We start from the raw sequence: 17,022 nt of genomic DNA on the forward strand, positions 1-17,022 counted from the left end.
AGCGATTGAAAACAGGCTGAATAAAAGGGTATCCATATAATCTCCTTTTTAGTTTATCCTTTACCCTTCTTTTGAAAAACAAACTACTTGCTTTAATGCTTATATGCGGTAAAGCGTTAAAAATTTTCGTTGCTTTTTGCCAGAATCTTGTATACAATTTTAACAACTTCAAGAGTAAGGGGTCTGGCAGAATGAAAGATTTTTTCAGTAAGCTTTTAACGGGTATGAGTATGGGGATTGTGGTGGCGTTGATTCCAAATGCGCTGCTGGGTGAAATTTTAAAGCTAATTATACCGCATGCACCGGCGCTGCAGTCGGTGCTGGATATGACGGTTGTTGCGATGAGTTTATTGCCGATTTTAATCGGTGTGATGGTTGGAATGACGTTTAAATTAACGCCGATTCAAACAGCAAGTGTCGGCATTGCTGCAATGGTTGGCGGCGGGTCGGTGCAGCAAACGGCTGACGGACTGTTTGCTTTAAACGGGATTGGCGTTGTGATTAATACAGGTTTAACAGCAGCGCTTGCCGTACTATTTGTACAGTGGATCGGCGGGCGGTTAAAGGAGTATTCGATTTTGCTGATGCCGACGCTTTGTATTGTCGTGCCGGGTATGATCGGTGTGATGACAATGCCGTATGTAAAGTCATCGGCAGGTGTGATTGGTGTGGCGGTGGACAATGTAACGACATGGCAGCCGGTGTTAATGGGAGCGATTATTGCGGTTATTTTTTGTATCATTATTTTATCTCCTGTTTCAACAGTTGGTGTGGCAACGGTGATTATGCTGTCAGGCATTGGCTCGGGTGCAGCGAATCTTGGTGTAGTGGCGGCGGGTGTCGGTTTTGCGATTGCAAGCTACCGGGCGAATTCATTAGGAACAGCCCTGGCTCACGTGCTGGGCTCACCGAAAATTCAAATGCGCAACTTTTTCATGAAGCCGAAAATCGGACTGCCGATGCTCATTACGGCGGCAATTCTGGGCGCGTTGGCGGGCATGCTGAATGTGCAGGGTACGCCATATAGCGCCGGATTCGGACTGTCCGGTCTTGTTGGTCCGCTTAATTATATTCACCTGGCAGAAGGCGGCTGGTCGGCGAAAAATGTCTCGGTGATGCTCAGCTTGTTTTTGGTACTGCCAGTTGTATTAAATCTTGGCTTGATTTATGTTTTTGCAAGAAAACTGAAAATGATCAAAGCAGACGACTACAAGCTGCAGTTTGATTAACAGGAGTAGCAAAGGAGCTTTTAACAGCTCCTTTTTTTGTTGGCTATTGTCTAAAGTACTTCTTCGATATAATGAATGAAAGGAAAAAAGGAAAGGACGGATACATATGATAGGCAGGAATGATCCATGTTCATGTGGAAGTGGAAAAAAGTTTAAAAAGTGCTGCGGGAAAAACGGCACAGTATCTTCTATTAGGCTGCTGCTGGCAGAAGAGCTGCGCGATGTACAGAAAGCGATGCTGACGTACACGGAAGAAGTGGCGGGAATGCGCCTGGAGCAGGAATACCGAAAGCTTTTAAGAGAGTATCCAAATCTTCACGCGCTTGAGACGATGGGTGAAATTTTTTACCGTTACTGGGTGATGTCTGTGGAAAGGGATAAGAATGGCGAAACGATCATGGGCTACTTTGTAAAAGAGCATGCGGCGGAGATCCCGCGTGAACGTACGAGGAATATTGTTCATTCCTGGCCAGGACAAGCATTATTTATATCGGGTGTTATAGAAGAGGTAGAGGAAGAAACAATTATTGTTCGCGATGTACTTACGGGCCAAAGCGTTCGTATTGCTGAAAAGGAAGAATCGCTGGAGATCGGCTGTTATCTTCATGGCATCACTCTTCCCTATGAACAGCAGGCGATCTTTTTAATGATTCCATTCTCGCAGTCACCCGCTCTGGCGCCGGCATGGGAAAAGCTGGTGAAGAACACGTTTGAACATTCATCTTACACATCACCGCAGGCGTTCTTAATGGAAAGATATTTTGAGCTTGTGAATGAATTGTATAAAGAAGAGGGATGGATTGAGTGGGAAGACCCGCGCCATCAGGAAGTGTGTGAACGTTTTACTGCTTTTATGAAGGAGCAGGAGATAGATGAGGAAACCATCGAGGAAGCGGCGGCGCTCTGGTGGGCCTTTTGTAAAGAGAACCATCCGAAGCCGAGAAATACCGGCATCTTTGCGGCCGCGGTTTATTATTTGTTTGCCGACGAAATGGGTCGGGTGCCTTATTGGAGCCAGAAAAAGCTGGCGGCGGCTTTTGGCACGTCTGCTAACAGTATTTCCGCCCGCACCGATGAGCTGGCTGATTTTCTGTATGAAACGGCCCAAATAATGCCGGAGGAAACCCCATTTCCGATGCTTGCTTCTGAGCGAGCCCTTTGGGAGATGATGATGAAGGTTGAAGCGCAGGGAGCAGAGAGCATGGAAGAAGTTCAGCGATTAATGAACAGGGAGGTTAACAGACCGTTTAAGCCGCAGACAGATGAGCAGCGGGCGCAGATGATGCTGTATGACGCTTATGAAGCAAAAGGACCGATGCGGAGAGAAATGGCAAAAAGAGCGCTCGAGCTCGATCCGGATGCGGCAGATGCATACACCATTTTGGCGGAATTTGCAGAAGAAACAGGTCAGAGGGAATCGTATTTAAAACAAGCAGTTGAAGCGGGAAAGCGAAAGCTTGGACCTGATTTTTTCAAAGAGAACGAAGGGGATTTCTGGGGCATTGTAGAAACACGCCCATTTATGCGAGCGAAGCAAAACTATGCGATGTTTTTAGAAGCGCAGGAGAGGTACGAGGAGGCGGCTTGCCAATTGGCAGAGTTGATCCGGCTGAATCCAAACGATAATCAGGGAAACCGGGATATCCTTCTCGGGCTATATATTAGATTGAAAAAAGGGGCAAAAGCGGAAGAGCTGCTGAATGAATACCCGAACGGTTTTATCGGGGAAGGATATCAGCGTGTTTTAGTAGAGCTGCTGAAAAATGGTGTAACGGAAAAAGCAAAGCGTCTTTGGAGGAAGGCAGTCATCGATCTCCCTTATGCAGAAGCGTATTTAAAAGGCAAAAAAGAGCTGCCGCCCCTGCCGGAATTTTATCAGCCAGGGTCTGAATCAGAAGCGGCCATATACATTACACATAATATCGGTCTCTGGATTGACAGCGGAGCATTCCAGTATTTATCTGAGCTGCACACGTAAATCAGCATTCGTTAAAGGGCTTTAATAGAATCGTAAAAAAGAGAGCAGGGAGGCAAACAGCATGCTGTATATTGTTCGCCATGGAGAATCCGAATGGAATGCACTCGGGCGTCTACAGGGGCAGATGGACATTGGGTTAAGTGAGGAAGGCCGAAAGCAGGCAGCGGCACTCGGCGGCTATTTTGAGCGGGAAGGCATTTCATTTGATTATGTGTTTTCCAGTGATTTGGACCGAGCGTTTCAAACGGCAAAGCTTGCAACCGCCTGGATGCCGGTTGAGTCGATTACGGCAAGCCGTCTGCTTCGGGAGCGGTTTTACGGGGAGCTGCAGGGCCAGCTGCTCACTGATATTTTAAATCAGGTCCCGAATTACGCCGACAATTTCGGCATTCCGATGACGCACGGCATGGAATCGATTGAAGACATGCAGGAGCGAATGGTGAAGGTGCTGACCGCCATTTCAAAGGAAACAAACGGTGCACCGGCGCTTGTTGTAACACATGGCGGGGCGGTTAATGCACTCGTTCATAAGCTGACAGACGGGCAGTCGGGCACCGGCCGTGGGAAAATTGATAATACATCGATCACAAGGGTTGCCTGGGATGGCCAGAAGCTGTCTATTGTTTCAGTGAATGAAACCCCTCATTTAAAAAATGTACGTGATACTTTTGAAGGATAAAAAACAGTATAAAAAGGATGGTTTCTCTAAAACTATCCTTTTTGTACTGGCTTGGTAAAACTTTTTAACTATTACTATATCATTAAAAAGGAAAAGATAGTATAATTTGGAGGTATGTTGCTGGGGGGCAAAAGACCGTAAAAAGCCGTCAGTTGGGTTTAGCCTGGCTGGCGGCTATTTCAATGAAGGGAGAAGGGAAAATGAAAAGAACTTCATTTATTGCGATGTTACTGGCTTTGTTTGTTGGGTTATCGGCTGCTCCGGCAGAAGCAGCCACATTCTCAGATGTACCGTCCACGCACTGGGCAGCAAAAGAAATTTCTTATTTGAGTGACCGCGGCATCCTAAAAGGTGGTTCAAACGGAAAATATAATAAAGATGCTTCTGTGACAAAAGCGCAGGCAGCTGCGATTTTGGTACGGGCGAAAAAACTTTCACTTACAAACGTACCAAATCCGAAATTTTCGGACGTTCCGACTTCTCATCCTTTTTATAAAGAAATTGCCGCTGCGGTAAACGCAGGCTGGTTTTCAAAAGGAACCAAGTTTCAGCCGGACAATCAGCTGAAGCGGGTGGAGATGGCCAAAATTACACAGCTGGCGTTTGACGTTAAAGGCTCTGTACCGGTTCAGTGGGAGGACATGAATACCTCTTACTCGGGAAATACATACGTTACACCACTGTTAGCGAGTGGTATTACATCTGGCTACACGACCACTACATTCAATCCGTCAGCGAAAGTGACACGCGCCCAGTTTGCGGTGTTTGTGGCGCGGGCGATGGATTCAAAGTTCCGTCTGAAGGTAGTCAATTATCCGAAACGAGCTGCAGAGGGTATTTATTATCCGCAGTTCGTCGATACAACAAAGCAGCATGACTTTTCTTCTTTGAACAGCTACTTCCGTGAATCAGGTTCAGACCTTGTGGCAGAGCGGGATGAAATTATGGAATTAGCTCAGGAAGATGATTACTTGGGTGAATATTACGAATTTGTGGTGGATTACACCGTGCCGCGGGCGGATGGAAACTATATTAGTGTGTTATTTGAAAGCTACCAGTACACAGGCGGTGCACATGGATATGAACAGCTTTTTGCGGATAATTATGATGTAAAAAGTAACTCGTTTATCTCGCTCGATGATTTAGCCACGAAGTACTACTATGAAGAAAATGTAATCGACCGGATTAACACGCAGGCGTATGCAATGCAAAATCGGGGACAGATCGGGTTCTGGGACGGGCTTTACAGTCTGGACGAGCATCAATACCAGTTTTATATGAAACCAAATGGCTTTGTCATGTTTTTTAATCCATATGAATACGGACCATATTCAGACAGCATCCGTCAGTTTACAATGCCGTACTCATTAATTCGTTAACCAAAAAAGCGTTCAGGATACAAATTCCTGAACGCTTTTTTATTAGGCTCTCGCCCATCCGGCAATGGTTCCGATATCCGACGGCTTCGTGCGGCAGCACCCGCCAATGAGCCGGGCACCGCACTCAAACCAGTGGAGCGTATGCTGGCTGTACGCTTCCATATCCGGGGCACCGGACCATGTTTTTGTTTCAGCGTCATACACCTCGCCAAGGTTCGGGTATACCACAACAGGCTTTGTCGATTCGCGTTTGATTTCCTGGATCAGTTCCGGCATGTATTCCGGCGCTGTGCAGTTTACGCCGATCGCTGCAATCTGGGGAATAGATTCAAGCTCTCGTGCACAGTCTGCGATCCGTTCGCCGCTGCTAATGTGCTGTCCGTCTTTAGCGCTGAAGCTGATCCATGCATATGTCTCCGAGAATTCCTCCTGAAGCAGGCGGGCAAGTGCTCTTGCTTCAGCCAGATTCGGAATCGTTTCACAGGCAAGTAGGTCTGCGCCTGCTTCAATCAGCGCTTGAATGCGCGGACGATGGAATTCGATAAAAGCTTCTTCTGTCAGCTTGTAATCGCCCCGGTATTCAGAGCCGTCTGCTAAAAAAGCACCGTATGGTCCGACGGAGGCAGCGACAAGCGGCTTCGGCCGGCTCTCCTTATCAGCAAGTGACTGCCAGAATTCGTCCCGTGCTTCCGCAGCAATACGTACAGAGGCTTGAATGACCTGGATCGTCTCCTCTGCACCAAGGCCGTGCCGGGCAAAGCCGTCAATGGTCGCCTGGTAGCTTGCGGTAATGGCACAGTCCGCTCCTGCGTTGAAATAATCAAGATGCACCTGTTTAATCAGCTCGGGTGTTTCCATTAACACGCGCGCCGACCAGAGGCTGTCGTTCAGCTGGCAGCCGTGGCGCTCAAGCTCTGTGGCCATCGCACCGTCCAGCACGATAACGGGGAATTCTGTTAAAATCGATTGAATCGGGTTCATCAGGCTGCACCCTGCTCTGCCGCTTTTTGTAGAGCAGCTGTATCCGGTTCGCTGCCAATCCATTTTTCATAAATTTCAGCATACGTGCCGTTTTCGATAATCGTCTTCAACGCTGCGTCCAGGTCATCCGCGACTTCGCTGCCTTTCGGGAACATTAAACCGTAAAACTCGGAGCCGAATGTTTCCGGGTCTGTCAACGTGTTGTACTTCTCGTTCGGATTGTTTTTCATGTATTCCGTTACAACGGTATTATCGGCGACCGAGGCTTGAACCGCTCCATTTTTCATTGACATGATCGAAACGGCGTCACTTTCATATTTTTTTAAGTTCGGATTGTTCTGGCCCATTATCTTCTCAGCAGCGATCTGGCCTGTTGAGGCGTTCAGCACGCCAACCGCCATGTGTTTTAAATCATTGGCGCTGTCCACTTTCGTCTCTTCCTTCGTCATAATCATATGAGTTGATTGATAGTAAGGAGATGAAAAGTCGAATGTTTCTTGGCGTTCACCGCTGATGGTAATCGCACAAACAGCCAGATCAAGCTGTGCCTGGCGTGTGCTTTCAAAAAGGCCGTCCCAGCCCATGTTCTTAATCTCATATTCGTATCCGGCTTCGTCCATAACGGCATCTACAACGTCAATGTCAAAGCCGACAATTTCTCCTTTATCCATATACGTAAACGGGGCGTAGGCGGCATCTGTACCGACCACCAATGTTTTCTTTTCCGTTTCGCTTCCGCCGCCGCTCGCTTCTTCCTGACTGCAGGCAGATGTGAAGGCAAGAACGGCTGTTAGCCCCAGAGCGACTGCTCCTTTTGATGTCCACTTTTTCACTGCTTGTTCCTCCAAATCTCTTTTATCTATTTACATTAGAGTTAATCATACCTGAATACTAGGAATTTGACAAAACAAATTTTGAATTTTTTGATAAGAAAAAATAGGAGTGAAGACAATGGTCAATGAGGGAAAGATGAGAGGCAAGGAAGCCATTTGTGTTAAGAATAAAAAAGACTGCCAGCACGGCAGTCTTTTGGGAAGTCAGTTAAGCTTGTGGTCCGCGCGAATTTTTTCGAGCAGGGCAGCACAGCCGTCCAGCACAAGGTCATAGGTTTCCTGGAAGTCACCTGTGTAATACGGGTCCGGCACGTCTTTTTGATGCTCGGTTAAGTCGAGGAAACGGAGAATTTTCGGATGGTCCGGCTGGCCAAGCATAGTACGGATGTTGGTGATATTGCTTTCATCCATACCGATGATATAGTCAAACTTTTCAAAGTCGGCAGCGTCAAGCTGGCGGCCGGCAAGACCTTCTGAAGAGATGTTATATTCCTTCAGCTTGGCAAGTGTTCCTTTATGAGGAGGGGAGCCGATATGCCAGGAGCTTGTAGCTGCGGAATCAACTGCAATGCGGCCGTCCAATCCTTTCTTTTGAACAAGGTCACGAAACATGGCTTCGGCCATTGGCGACCGGCAAATGTTGCCGAGACAGACAAATAAAACGTGAATCAATGCGTTCACTCCTTTTTTGTTCATTATACCATTAACGGAGATCCCGCTTCATCAGCTGTAAATCAATGTACAGCTGGCAGCGTGTATGAAAATCATCGAAATCAATCGACGTCAGCTCATCGATTTGCCGGAGCCGGTACTTGAGTGTATTCGTATGAATAAACAGCTCTTCCGCTGTCGGCTTGATCCGGCAGTTGTTCAGTAAAAATACCTCTACTGTCCGGAGCAGATCAGCGTGGCCGTCTGCATCCCGTTGACGGAGCGCAAGCAAATCTTCATTTACGTAATGCGTGCTTAAATGATACTGCGCAATCGTCTCCAAATAACGAAGAATGCCAAGGCGGCTGTATTCAGGTTCCATCTCGCTGCTGTCATGCAGAAAAGCAGCCGTACGGCATACTTCAAGAGCTTCAAGATAACTTTTTCTGAGCATAGCCATGGAAGAATACGCATTTCCAATACCGGAATAAAGCCCATGCTCCTGAAACTGACTTTTCACTGTTCGAAGGAGCAAACGGGCACTGGCCGGCAGCTCCTCCGATGGTCCGCCGAGCAGCACGGTGACTTGCAAATGATCAGTGAACACATGAGCCGGCTGGTCCAGCGTATTCGCAAAAAGGGTGATCGTTTCATACAGGTCATCGATCATTTCTTCTTCGATCGAATCAAGCAAAAAAACCGTGACAATAAATGAAGAAGGCAGCGCAATGTTTAATTGCGCCGCTTCCCATTTCATTTCGCTGTCCGTCCGGTACGATTGATGAATCAGCTTGCGAAAAAAATCATTTTTTCGTTCATTATGCCGCCGTGCCAGTCCTTCCTTTTTATGAAGCACCCTGCCGATATGAAATGAAACATCGTGCAGGAAACGAAGCTCCTGATCCGTTAGGAGAGGAGGTGTTTCCTGCACCCAGATGTAGCCGAGGATTTGCTTTTTAAAACGCGCACTGACGACAACACGCTGATTCAGCCCAATTTCCTGCATTTCTTTTACCCGAAACGGCTCCTGCATTGATTTAAGCTGATCCACAATACCTTTATCCATAAACGTTTTCAAAATAGAGGTCGTCCAGCTTTTTGAAAAAATCGTCTGCTGATTGGCCTGATCAAACTGTTCAATGTAATAGGAGCTGTATGCTAAAAGAGAAAATCGATCGTTTTCAATGACAACCGGTTTTTTTAGCACACCACTGATCACATCGGTTATTTCGTTTAAGTCAGTCAATGAAAGAATTTTTTCAAGCGGCCGGGTTAAATCCATGATGGACCCTCCTTATTTTGATTCGTTTAATGTTTTCTCAAATTCATCAAATTGCCGGCTAGTTCCTTCCGATGGCTTTGTCAGCAGGCTGACCACCACGATCGCAAGCAAGCTTGCCGCAAAGCCAGGGATCATTTCATAAACGGTTTCCGCCATAGGCGTTTTCGTCCAGATGATGACAGTGACAGCCCCGACGATCATGCCGGCAAGCGCTCCCCAGTGGGTCATTCGCTTCCAATATAAGCTAAGCAGGATCGCTGGACCAAACGAAGAACCAAAGCCAGCCCATGCATAGCCGACTAGTGCCAGAATGGTGGCATTTTGCTCCCACGACAGGATCAGGGCGACAATCGAGACAATTAAAACAGCCAGGCGGCCAAGGAAAACAAGTTCCCGGTCCGAAGCGTCACGACGGAAAAACGTCTTATATAAATCTTCTGTCAGTGAGCTTGATGTCACAAGCAGCTGTGATGAAATGGTACTCATAATGGCCGCTAAAATGGCGGAAATCAGGAAGCCGGTAATGATCGGGTGGAACAAAATATCGCCAAGCTCGATAAAAATCGTTTCCGGATCAGCAATTTCCATGTTATTGCTTGTATAATAAGCAAGCCCGACAAAGCCGGTGATCATAGCGCCGATAACAGAGAATACCATCCAGCTCATGCCGATGCGGCGTGCTTTTTTAATTTCCTTGACCGATGTAATGGCCATAAAGCGGACGATAATATGCGGCTGGCCGAAGTAGCCAAGGCCCCAGGCAAAAAGAGATACAATACCAACGAAGCTTGTCCCGGTAAAGATGTTTAAAAGAGCCGGGTCTACCGAGCGAACCGTATCAATTGAAGGACCGATCCCGCCGACATGCATAACTGTTACAAGCGGGACTAGTACAAGTGCCAGCACCATAATAATGCCCTGGACAAAGTCGGTCCAGCTAACCGCTAAAAATCCGCCGAACAGTGTATAAGCAATCACGACACCGGCGACGATCCACAGTCCGATATGGTAATCAAGTCCAAATGTACTTTCAAACAGAACACCGCCGGACACCATGCCGGAAGAAATATAAAAGGTAAAAAAGACGATAATCACAAGGCTGGAAACAAGACGGATCACTTTTGACCGGTCTTGAAACCGGTTTTCAAGGTACGCTGGAATCGTAATCGAATCTTCAGCAATTTCCGTGTACATGCGCAGGCGGGGAGCCACATACAGCCAGTTTGCCCAGGCGCCGAGCGTTAAACCGATGGCGATCCAGGATGCGCTGATACCGCTTGCGTACATGGCACCGGGCAAGCCCATCATCAACCAGCCGCTCATATCCGAAGCGCCGGCAGAAAGAGCTGTAACAGCAGGACCGAGCCCGCGTCCGCCAAGCATATAATCGGATAAATTTGATGTTCGTTTGTATGCATACCAGCCGATTAAAAGCATTCCGGACATATATACAACGATGGAAACAATCAAGGAAGTGTCGACCAAGTAAATCCCTTCTTTCTGTATAGAGTGATAATAAAGAAAAAGTAGGGCATCGTGTAATGGGAATGAAGCATGATCGATTTCATACAGACTGCGCTCATAGAATCATTGTTTCTATTAAACAGGAGGCGTCTCTTAAGCTGGTGATGGCAGCGTAAGAGACAGCCTCCTTTTTTTAAAGCATTTCTGATGTTGTTTTTGCCTGCATATGAAGCTGAAGGTAATCCGGGCCGCCCGCTTTGGAATCTGTACCGGACATGTTAAAGCCGCCAAATGGCTGGTAGCCGACAATGGCACCTGTACAGCCTCGGTTAAAGTACAGGTTGCCGACATGAAACTCCTCGCGTGCTTTTTCCATGTTAAAGCGGTTTTTCGTAATGACCGCACCCGTTAAGCCGTAGTCGGTGTTGTTGGCGATTTCGATTGCTTCATCAAAATCTTTTGCTTTCGCAAATGCCACGACCGGGCCAAAGATTTCTTCCTGCATCAAACGGGCATCTGGTGCTACATCAGCGACAATTGTCGGCTGAATAAAGTAACCGGTTTTGTTGTCGCCGCTTCCACCCGCCACAATGCGTCCTTCTTCTTCACCAATTTTAACATAACTCATTATTTTGTCATATGCCGATTGATCAATAACCGGTCCGACAAAATGGTTGTCAACGGGGTTGCCGACAGTCAGGTCATTCGTCAGTTTAATGGCTTTTTCGAGCACTTCATCGTATACGTCTTCTACGATAACGGCTCGGGAGCAGGCCGAGCATTTTTGGCCGGCAAAGCCGAAGGCGGACTGAACGATCGATTGGGCTGCGAGATCCAGGTCTGCTTCTTTATCGACGACGATGGTATCTTTGCCGCCCATTTCTGCAATCAGGCGCTTCATCCATTTTTGACCGTCACTGACTTTAGATGCCCGTTCAAAAATACGCAGGCCAACGTCACGTGAGCCGGTAAATGTAATAAAGCGGGTTTGTGGATGGTCAACAAGATAATCGCCAACCTCTGCACCGCTGCCCGGCACAAAGTTTACGACGCCCGGCGGCAGTCCTGCTTCTTCCAGCACCTCTACAAAACGCGCTGCTACAACAGGTGTGGTCGATGCCGGCTTGAGGAGGACTGTATTGCCTGTCACGATCGAAGCAACCGTTGTACCGGCCATGATTGCAAACGGGAAGTTCCAGGGAGAAATCACGATGCCGACACCGAGCGGAATGTAGCTGTACCGGTTGTACTCACCGGGACGGCTCAGAACCGGCGCACCATTTTTTAGCTCGAGCATTTGCCGCCCGTAATATTCCATAAAGTCAATCGCTTCTGCGGTATCAATATCCGCTTCGCGCCAAGGCTTGCCCGCTTCTTTTGTCAGAAGGGCAGAGAATTCATGGCGGCGTCTGCGGACGATGGCTGCGGCTTTAAACAGGACATCGGCCCGAATTTCAGGAGCGGTTTTTTTCCAAGTTTGGAACGCCTCGGACGCTGCCTGCATCGCTTTTTCAGCAAGCGCCTGATCCGCTTTTGACACGGAGCCAATAACTTCGCCCTTGTCTGCCGGATTGTAGGAAACAATCTTGTTTTCTGTTGTTACCTGTTCACCACCAATAATGAGCGGATAGTGTCTGCCAAGGCCGCTTTCTACGTGATCAAGTGCTGCTTTGTATGCGGCTTGGTTTGTTTCCTTTGAAAAATCAGTAAAGGGTTCGTGTTTGTATGGAATCATGTCATTCACTCCTTTTTATTTTTTGGTTATGCCTTTAAAAGCAAAAGCGATATTCGCCGGCCGTTCGGCAAGCCGTCTCATAAAATAGCCGTACCAGTCTTTTCCATAGGGCACGTATACACGGACACGGTAGCCCTGTTTTACAAGTGCCTGCTGCAGGGAGGTACGCATACCGTACAGCATTTGAAATTCAAATTGCTCAAGCGGGATATTGTGCTTGCGCTGCATCGCTTTTGTAAATTCGATCATGTTTTCGTCATGTGAGGCAATCGCTGTATAATTGCCAGCCAGCAGGCTTTGTTCGATGAGTTTCATATAGTTGGTGTCGACATCTGCTTTGTCGGGATAAGCGTGCTTCGGGCTTTCCTTGTAAGCTCCTTTCACAAGGCGAAGAAAAGGCTTGAGGCGGCTTAGTTCCTTCAGATCCTGCTCGGTCCGGTACAAATAAGCCTGGAGCACGGTGCTCACATTTTTGTATTGCTTTTTAAACTGCTTAAACAGGTCAATGGTCGCCTGGCAGCGAGTCACATCCTCCATATCAATGGTGACCATAATATCGTATTTTTCCGCTTCGTCTAAAATTCGTGTCATATTCCGGGACACCAATCCCCGGTCAATATCAAGACCGAGCGATGTCATTTTTAAGGAAACGTGGGAATCAAGCCCTTCTTGGTGAATCATGCGGATCGTCTGGATGCATTCTTCCGTCCGCTCAGCCGCGACTTCGGGTGAATGGACAAATTCACCGAGATGATCGACGGTTACAGACAGGCCCTGTTCGTTTAACGCTTTAATACACGCAATAGAGCTGGCGAAGTCTGTACCGCCAATGATTTTGCCGGCCGCAAAGTGGCTGCCCCGGCTTTTCGCCAGATGATTTAACGCTTTATTTTTAGAAAGAAAAAGAAAGAAATCTCTCGTGACCGTTTCCATAAGAAGCACCTCCTAAATGGAATATAAAGCTTGTTACTAGTGTATGCGGGTTTCGTTTTTGGAACAATGTTCAGTAAAACCAAAAATGTAAGCGCTTTATTGTTGGCGAGTGACAATAAAGCGGATAGGCTTCTTTGTTTCTCGAGCATATGTGCTAAAATAAAAGAAAAAACAAAGAGGTGTTTGCATGCTGGAAGAGGCACGCAGCTTTTTGCAGTCGCATTTCGGCTATGATTCGTTCCGGACGGGCCAGGAGCAGGCAATCTCCAATGTGCTCGGCGGCGAGAATACGATTTGTGTGATGCCGACAGGCGGAGGGAAGTCGATTTGCTACCAGATTCCGGCGCTTGTATTGGAAGGAACAACGATTGTTGTTTCACCGCTTATTTCATTAATGAAGGACCAGGTGGACGCACTGCTTGCGGCTGGCATCCCGGCAGCGTACATTAACAGCACGATGACGGGCGCAGATATATATGAAACGATCAGAGGGGCGCGAAACGGAGAATATAAGCTTCTTTATATCGCCCCGGAGCGGCTTGAGTCGTTTTCTTTTATAGAAGATTTAAAAGAGCTGACAGTACCGCTTATTGCGGTTGATGAAGCACACTGTATTTCCCAGTGGGGGCATGACTTCCGGCCGAGCTACCGCCACATTCAGCGAATAACTGAGCTGTTTCCAAATGATCCTGTTGTATTGGCGCTGACCGCTACAGCAACGCCGCACGTGCGCGAGGATATTTGCCGGCTTCTTTCGATCGAAGAGTCAAATACAGTCATAACGGGATTTGAACGGAAAAATTTATCGTTTTCTGTTATTCAGGGACAGGACCGGAATGGTTTTTTAAAAGACTATTTAAAGAAAAATGAAAAGGAATCCGGCATTATTTATGCGGCGACCCGTAAAACAGTTGATGGGCTGCATGAACGCCTGCAGCGAGCCGGCATATCCGTCGCCCGCTATCACGGCGGAATGAGCGACATGGAACGAGAACGGGAGCAGGACCGATTTTTGGCGGATGAAGCGACCGTTATGGTGGCAACAAACGCATTTGGCATGGGGATTGATAAATCAAACATTCGGTACGTGATTCACTATCAGCTGCCGAAAAACATGGAAAGCTATTATCAGGAAGCAGGCCGTGCGGGGCGTGATGGATTGGATAGTGAATGCATCGTTCTGTATTCGTCACAGGACGTACAGACGCAGCGCTTTTTAATTGACCAGTCACTCGAGCGTGACCGCATTCCGCAGGAGCTTGAAAAGCTGCAGGGAATGGTAGATTACTGCCATACGGAAAAATGCCTGCAGCAATTTATTGTGGCGTATTTCGGCGATCCGACTGCCAGACCATGCGGCCGCTGCGGTAACTGCACCGATTCACGCAGCAGTGTAGATGTGACGAAAGAAGCACAAATGGTGCTTTCCTGCGTGATTCGGATGGGGCAGCGATTCGGCAAAGCGATGACCGCACAGGTGCTGACGGGATCACGGAATAAAAAGTTAATCGAATTCGGCTTTGACAGCTTATCTACCTATGGCATTTTAAAACAGCAAAGCGTGAAAGATGTAACAAACTTTATTGAATTTTTGATTTCGCAGGAGCTGATCGGCGTTGAGCAAAAGCAGTATCCGACCATTTTTGTAACGGAGCAGGGACGCGACGTGCTGCTGGGAAAACAGCCGGTTATGCGCAAGGAAGCAGTGCGGACGAAAAAAATCGCCACAGACGATCCGCTGTTCGATGTGCTTCGCGCGCTGCGCAAAGAAATGGCGGAGGCGGCGGGCGTACCGCCATTCGTGATTTTTTCGGATAATACATTGCACGATATGTGTGCCAAGCTGCCGATGGACGAAGAAGATTTTCTTTCTGTCAGCGGTGTAGGGGAAAGTAAAATGGCAAAATACGGAGCTGCCTTTTTAGCCGAAATCAAAGCGTACACGGAGGAACATCCAGAGCGGCAAAAGGGAATTGCCGCAGAGCCTGTCGCGGTAATCCCGAAAAAGAAATCGGTGAATTCCTATTTGGATACACTTGAGCTTCACCAAAAAGGACTGACGGCTGAAGCAATCGCGGCGGAGCGGGAGCTGACGGTTGGCACCGTGGAAAATCATTTGATTCAATGCATGGAAGAAGGACTGGATGTGAATCTTGATCTGCTTGTGCCGGCCCAGTACCATGAAGCGCTCCAGCGGGCTGTTGAGGAAGCGGGCGCAGACCGCTTAAAGCCCATTAAAGAACATGTGCCGGAAGAGATTACGTATGGCATGATCAAAGTGTATCTTGAAATGCGGAGACGGAACCATGTTTGAGGTAAAGGAGTTTCCCGAGTTTTCCTGGTCGTTTTCACGTCACAAAACCTTGATGACGTGTGCCAGAAAATACGCCTATGATTATTATGCCGGCCATAACGGCTGGCTGTATGACGCAGACGAAGCCGTCAAGCATGTGTACCGGCTGAAAAAGCTGAAAAACGTGCCGATTGCGTTCGGGCAAATTGTGCATGAGCTGGCAGAAAAAGCATTGCGTACTTTTCTTCAGCACGGTTATGTCATGACAGAAGCAGAGCTTACAGCAGCGGCAAGGGATATGCTGAACCGGGCGTACCTGGACTCGCGTGACCGGAAGCAGCAGTGGATGCAAAAGCCGGCCCGCTTTCATATGCTGTACGATATGTACTACGAAGGCGAGCTCAACCGGATGGAAGCAGAAGAATACAGGCGGCGCCTGTCCATTGTATTTAAACACTTTTTAGCCAGCGGTTCATTCCGCGACATCACTGATCGTCCGCAGACAATGCAGTTTCAACAGGCCGAGGAATTCCGCTTTATGACCGTTGACGGCGTAAAGATTTTCGTTGTAATGGATCTTTTATACCGTGATTTGGAAACGAATAAATGGGTCATTGTTGACTGGAAAACGGGCAAAGAAGCAGAGGATGACCGGAGCCAGCTGGCACTGTACGCGTATTACTTGATGCAAAAATACGGCGCACGTGTAGAAGAAATTCAAATCCGGAATGAATATGTGTTGACGGGTGTCCAAAGGACATACACACTGCGTGAAGCGGATATTGCGCTTATGCTGGAGAAAATGAAGCAAAGCGTTCATATGATGCGTCGCTATCAGCTTGATATTCTTTCAAATGAACCAGCTGAACTTGATGACTTCCCGCGAACCTCGTACGAGCAGCGCTGCCATACCTGCAATTATAAAGAGATTTGCCTTGCACCGTCCTAGGACGGTGCTTTTTGTTTTAAAAAAGGGCAGAACGGTAAAAGTAGCTAGAAAGAGATACGGTCGTATAAAAACGAAACGAAGGAGTTTTTTAAATGAAGGTCTTGAATGGAAAAAAGCTGGCCTCCAGTGTACTGCTGCCGGTCGTCGGCGGATCGATTGTCGGTGCAATTGCCAATCAAAACACGAAAGAAGACTATCGCCAGTTAAAAAAGCCGTCCTTTTCACCGCCAGGCTGGGTATTTCCCGTGGTTTGGACAGGTCTTTACACGGTAATGGGCATTGCCAAGTACCGCGCATCAATACGGGAGCCGAAAACCGCGATTCCTTACAATATCCAGCTGGGATTGAACTTTTTATGGTCGTTTTTATTTTTCCGATGGGGGCTGCGCGGAACCGCTTTTGCAGAAATAGCGCTGATGCTCGGAGCTATTACGTGGACAACGTATGAATTTTATCAGGCGGATATAGCAGCCGGTACTTTGATGGTGCCTTATGCTGCCTGGGTCACGTTTGCGCTTGGATTAAACTATTCGATCTGGTCTTTAAACAGAGCTCATTCGTAAAGGGTGAGCTTTTTCGTTGAATAAATATCAGTTTAACATTAAACTGAAAAAGCAATGGAAGGGAAGTGAGCCG

Annotated in this window: 14 protein-coding genes; 7 read left to right on the forward strand and 7 right to left on the reverse strand. The window is 47.7% G+C overall.

The features are described from left to right. Positions 1–191 precede the first annotated feature (191 nt). From VP97_RS01420 to VP97_RS01435, 4 genes are all read left to right on the forward strand, one after another. The gene (locus VP97_RS01420; RefSeq protein ID WP_050179848.1) at positions 192–1,229 is read left to right on the forward strand and encodes a PTS sugar transporter subunit IIC; all 1,038 of its coding nucleotides are present in this window, start codon (positions 192–194) and stop codon (positions 1,227–1,229) included. Between the two features lie 106 nt (positions 1,230–1,335). Further along, positions 1,336–3,207, forward strand: a complete 1,872-nt coding sequence (locus tag VP97_RS01425) for a tetratricopeptide repeat protein (RefSeq protein WP_050179850.1) — start codon at positions 1,336–1,338, stop codon at positions 3,205–3,207. A gap of 61 nt (positions 3,208–3,268) precedes the next feature. Then, positions 3,269–3,886 carry a histidine phosphatase family protein gene (locus VP97_RS01430; RefSeq protein WP_050179852.1) on the forward strand — a complete coding sequence of 206 codons (618 nt, stop codon included), beginning with the start codon at positions 3,269–3,271 and terminating at the stop codon, positions 3,884–3,886. Positions 3,887–4,086: 200 nt separating this feature from the next. Further along, complete coding sequence (locus VP97_RS01435; RefSeq protein ID WP_172656723.1) at positions 4,087–5,265, forward strand: S-layer homology domain-containing protein; 1,179 nt, start codon at positions 4,087–4,089, stop codon at positions 5,263–5,265. 42 nt (positions 5,266–5,307) lie between these two features. On the opposite strand, the gene mmuM is transcribed toward VP97_RS01435, so the two are convergent. From mmuM to VP97_RS01470, 7 genes are all read right to left on the reverse strand, one after another. Next, entirely contained in the window at positions 5,308–6,246 is a 939-nt protein-coding gene (gene mmuM / locus VP97_RS01440) for a homocysteine S-methyltransferase (RefSeq protein ID WP_050179855.1), read from the reverse strand. Beyond that, on the reverse strand, positions 6,246–7,079 hold the full coding sequence (locus tag VP97_RS01445; RefSeq protein ID WP_082220179.1) for a basic amino acid ABC transporter substrate-binding protein: 834 nt from the start codon (positions 7,077–7,079) through the stop codon (positions 6,246–6,248). Before VP97_RS01445 ends, mmuM begins: the two co-directional genes overlap by 1 nt. Before the next feature lie 204 nt (positions 7,080–7,283). Beyond that, positions 7,284–7,751, reverse strand: coding sequence for a low molecular weight protein-tyrosine-phosphatase (locus VP97_RS01450; protein ID WP_050179857.1), 468 nt, complete (start codon positions 7,749–7,751; stop codon positions 7,284–7,286). A 31-nt stretch (positions 7,752–7,782) separates the two neighbouring features. Further along, positions 7,783–9,012 (reverse strand): PucR family transcriptional regulator, encoded by a 1,230-nt coding sequence (locus tag VP97_RS01455; RefSeq protein ID WP_050179858.1) that lies wholly within the window; start codon positions 9,010–9,012, stop codon positions 7,783–7,785. Positions 9,013–9,024: 12 nt separating this feature from the next. Beyond that, positions 9,025–10,497: a sodium/proline symporter PutP gene (putP, locus tag VP97_RS01460; protein WP_082220180.1), complete on the reverse strand. Its 1,473-nt coding sequence runs from the start codon at positions 10,495–10,497 to the stop codon at positions 9,025–9,027. Between the two features lie 172 nt (positions 10,498–10,669). Then, positions 10,670–12,211, reverse strand: coding sequence for an L-glutamate gamma-semialdehyde dehydrogenase (pruA, locus tag VP97_RS01465; protein WP_050179859.1), 1,542 nt, complete (start codon positions 12,209–12,211; stop codon positions 10,670–10,672). Positions 12,212–12,226: 15 nt separating this feature from the next. Continuing rightward, entirely contained in the window at positions 12,227–13,144 is a 918-nt protein-coding gene (locus tag VP97_RS01470; protein ID WP_050179860.1) for a proline dehydrogenase family protein, read from the reverse strand. 187 nt (positions 13,145–13,331) lie between these two features. On the opposite strand from VP97_RS01470, the gene recQ reads away from it, so the two are divergent. The 3 genes from recQ to VP97_RS01485 all read left to right on the forward strand — a co-directional run bounded on the left by recQ (position 13,332) and on the right by VP97_RS01485 (position 16,949). After that, positions 13,332–15,458 (forward strand): DNA helicase RecQ, encoded by a 2,127-nt coding sequence (gene recQ, locus VP97_RS01475; protein ID WP_050179863.1) that lies wholly within the window; start codon positions 13,332–13,334, stop codon positions 15,456–15,458. Further along, entirely contained in the window at positions 15,451–16,386 is a 936-nt protein-coding gene (locus VP97_RS01480; protein ID WP_050179864.1) for a RecB family exonuclease, read from the forward strand. Before recQ ends, VP97_RS01480 begins: the two co-directional genes overlap by 8 nt. Positions 16,387–16,478: 92 nt before the next feature. Continuing rightward, positions 16,479–16,949 carry a TspO/MBR family protein gene (locus tag VP97_RS01485; protein WP_050179867.1) on the forward strand — a complete coding sequence of 157 codons (471 nt, stop codon included), beginning with the start codon at positions 16,479–16,481 and terminating at the stop codon, positions 16,947–16,949. Positions 16,950–17,022 lie beyond the last annotated feature (73 nt).

Source organism: Domibacillus robiginosus (assembly GCF_000966195.1).
GTDB lineage: Bacteria > Bacillota > Bacilli > Bacillales > Domibacillaceae > Domibacillus > Domibacillus robiginosus.

Excerpts from the sequence above, each read along its gene's own strand:
- VP97_RS01420 (WP_050179848.1), top strand. The coding sequence starts at position 192 with ATGAAAGATTTTTTCAGTAAGCTTTTAACGGGTATGAGTATGGGGATT.
- VP97_RS01425 (WP_050179850.1), top strand. The coding sequence starts at position 1,336 with ATGATAGGCAGGAATGATCCATGTTCATGTGGAAGTGGAAAAAAGTTT.
- VP97_RS01430 (WP_050179852.1), top strand. The coding sequence starts at position 3,269 with ATGCTGTATATTGTTCGCCATGGAGAATCCGAATGGAATGCACTCGGG.
- VP97_RS01435 (WP_172656723.1), top strand. The coding sequence starts at position 4,087 with ATGAAAAGAACTTCATTTATTGCGATGTTACTGGCTTTGTTTGTTGGG.
- mmuM (WP_050179855.1), bottom strand. The coding sequence starts at position 6,246 with ATGAACCCGATTCAATCGATTTTAACAGAATTCCCCGTTATCGTGCTG.
- VP97_RS01455 (WP_050179858.1), bottom strand. The coding sequence starts at position 9,012 with ATGGATTTAACCCGGCCGCTTGAAAAAATTCTTTCATTGACTGACTTA.
- pruA (WP_050179859.1), bottom strand. The coding sequence starts at position 12,211 with ATGATTCCATACAAACACGAACCCTTTACTGATTTTTCAAAGGAAACA.
- VP97_RS01470 (WP_050179860.1), bottom strand. The coding sequence starts at position 13,144 with ATGGAAACGGTCACGAGAGATTTCTTTCTTTTTCTTTCTAAAAATAAA.
- recQ (WP_050179863.1), top strand. The coding sequence starts at position 13,332 with ATGCTGGAAGAGGCACGCAGCTTTTTGCAGTCGCATTTCGGCTATGAT.
- VP97_RS01480 (WP_050179864.1), top strand. The coding sequence starts at position 15,451 with ATGTTTGAGGTAAAGGAGTTTCCCGAGTTTTCCTGGTCGTTTTCACGT.
- VP97_RS01485 (WP_050179867.1), top strand. The coding sequence starts at position 16,479 with ATGAAGGTCTTGAATGGAAAAAAGCTGGCCTCCAGTGTACTGCTGCCG.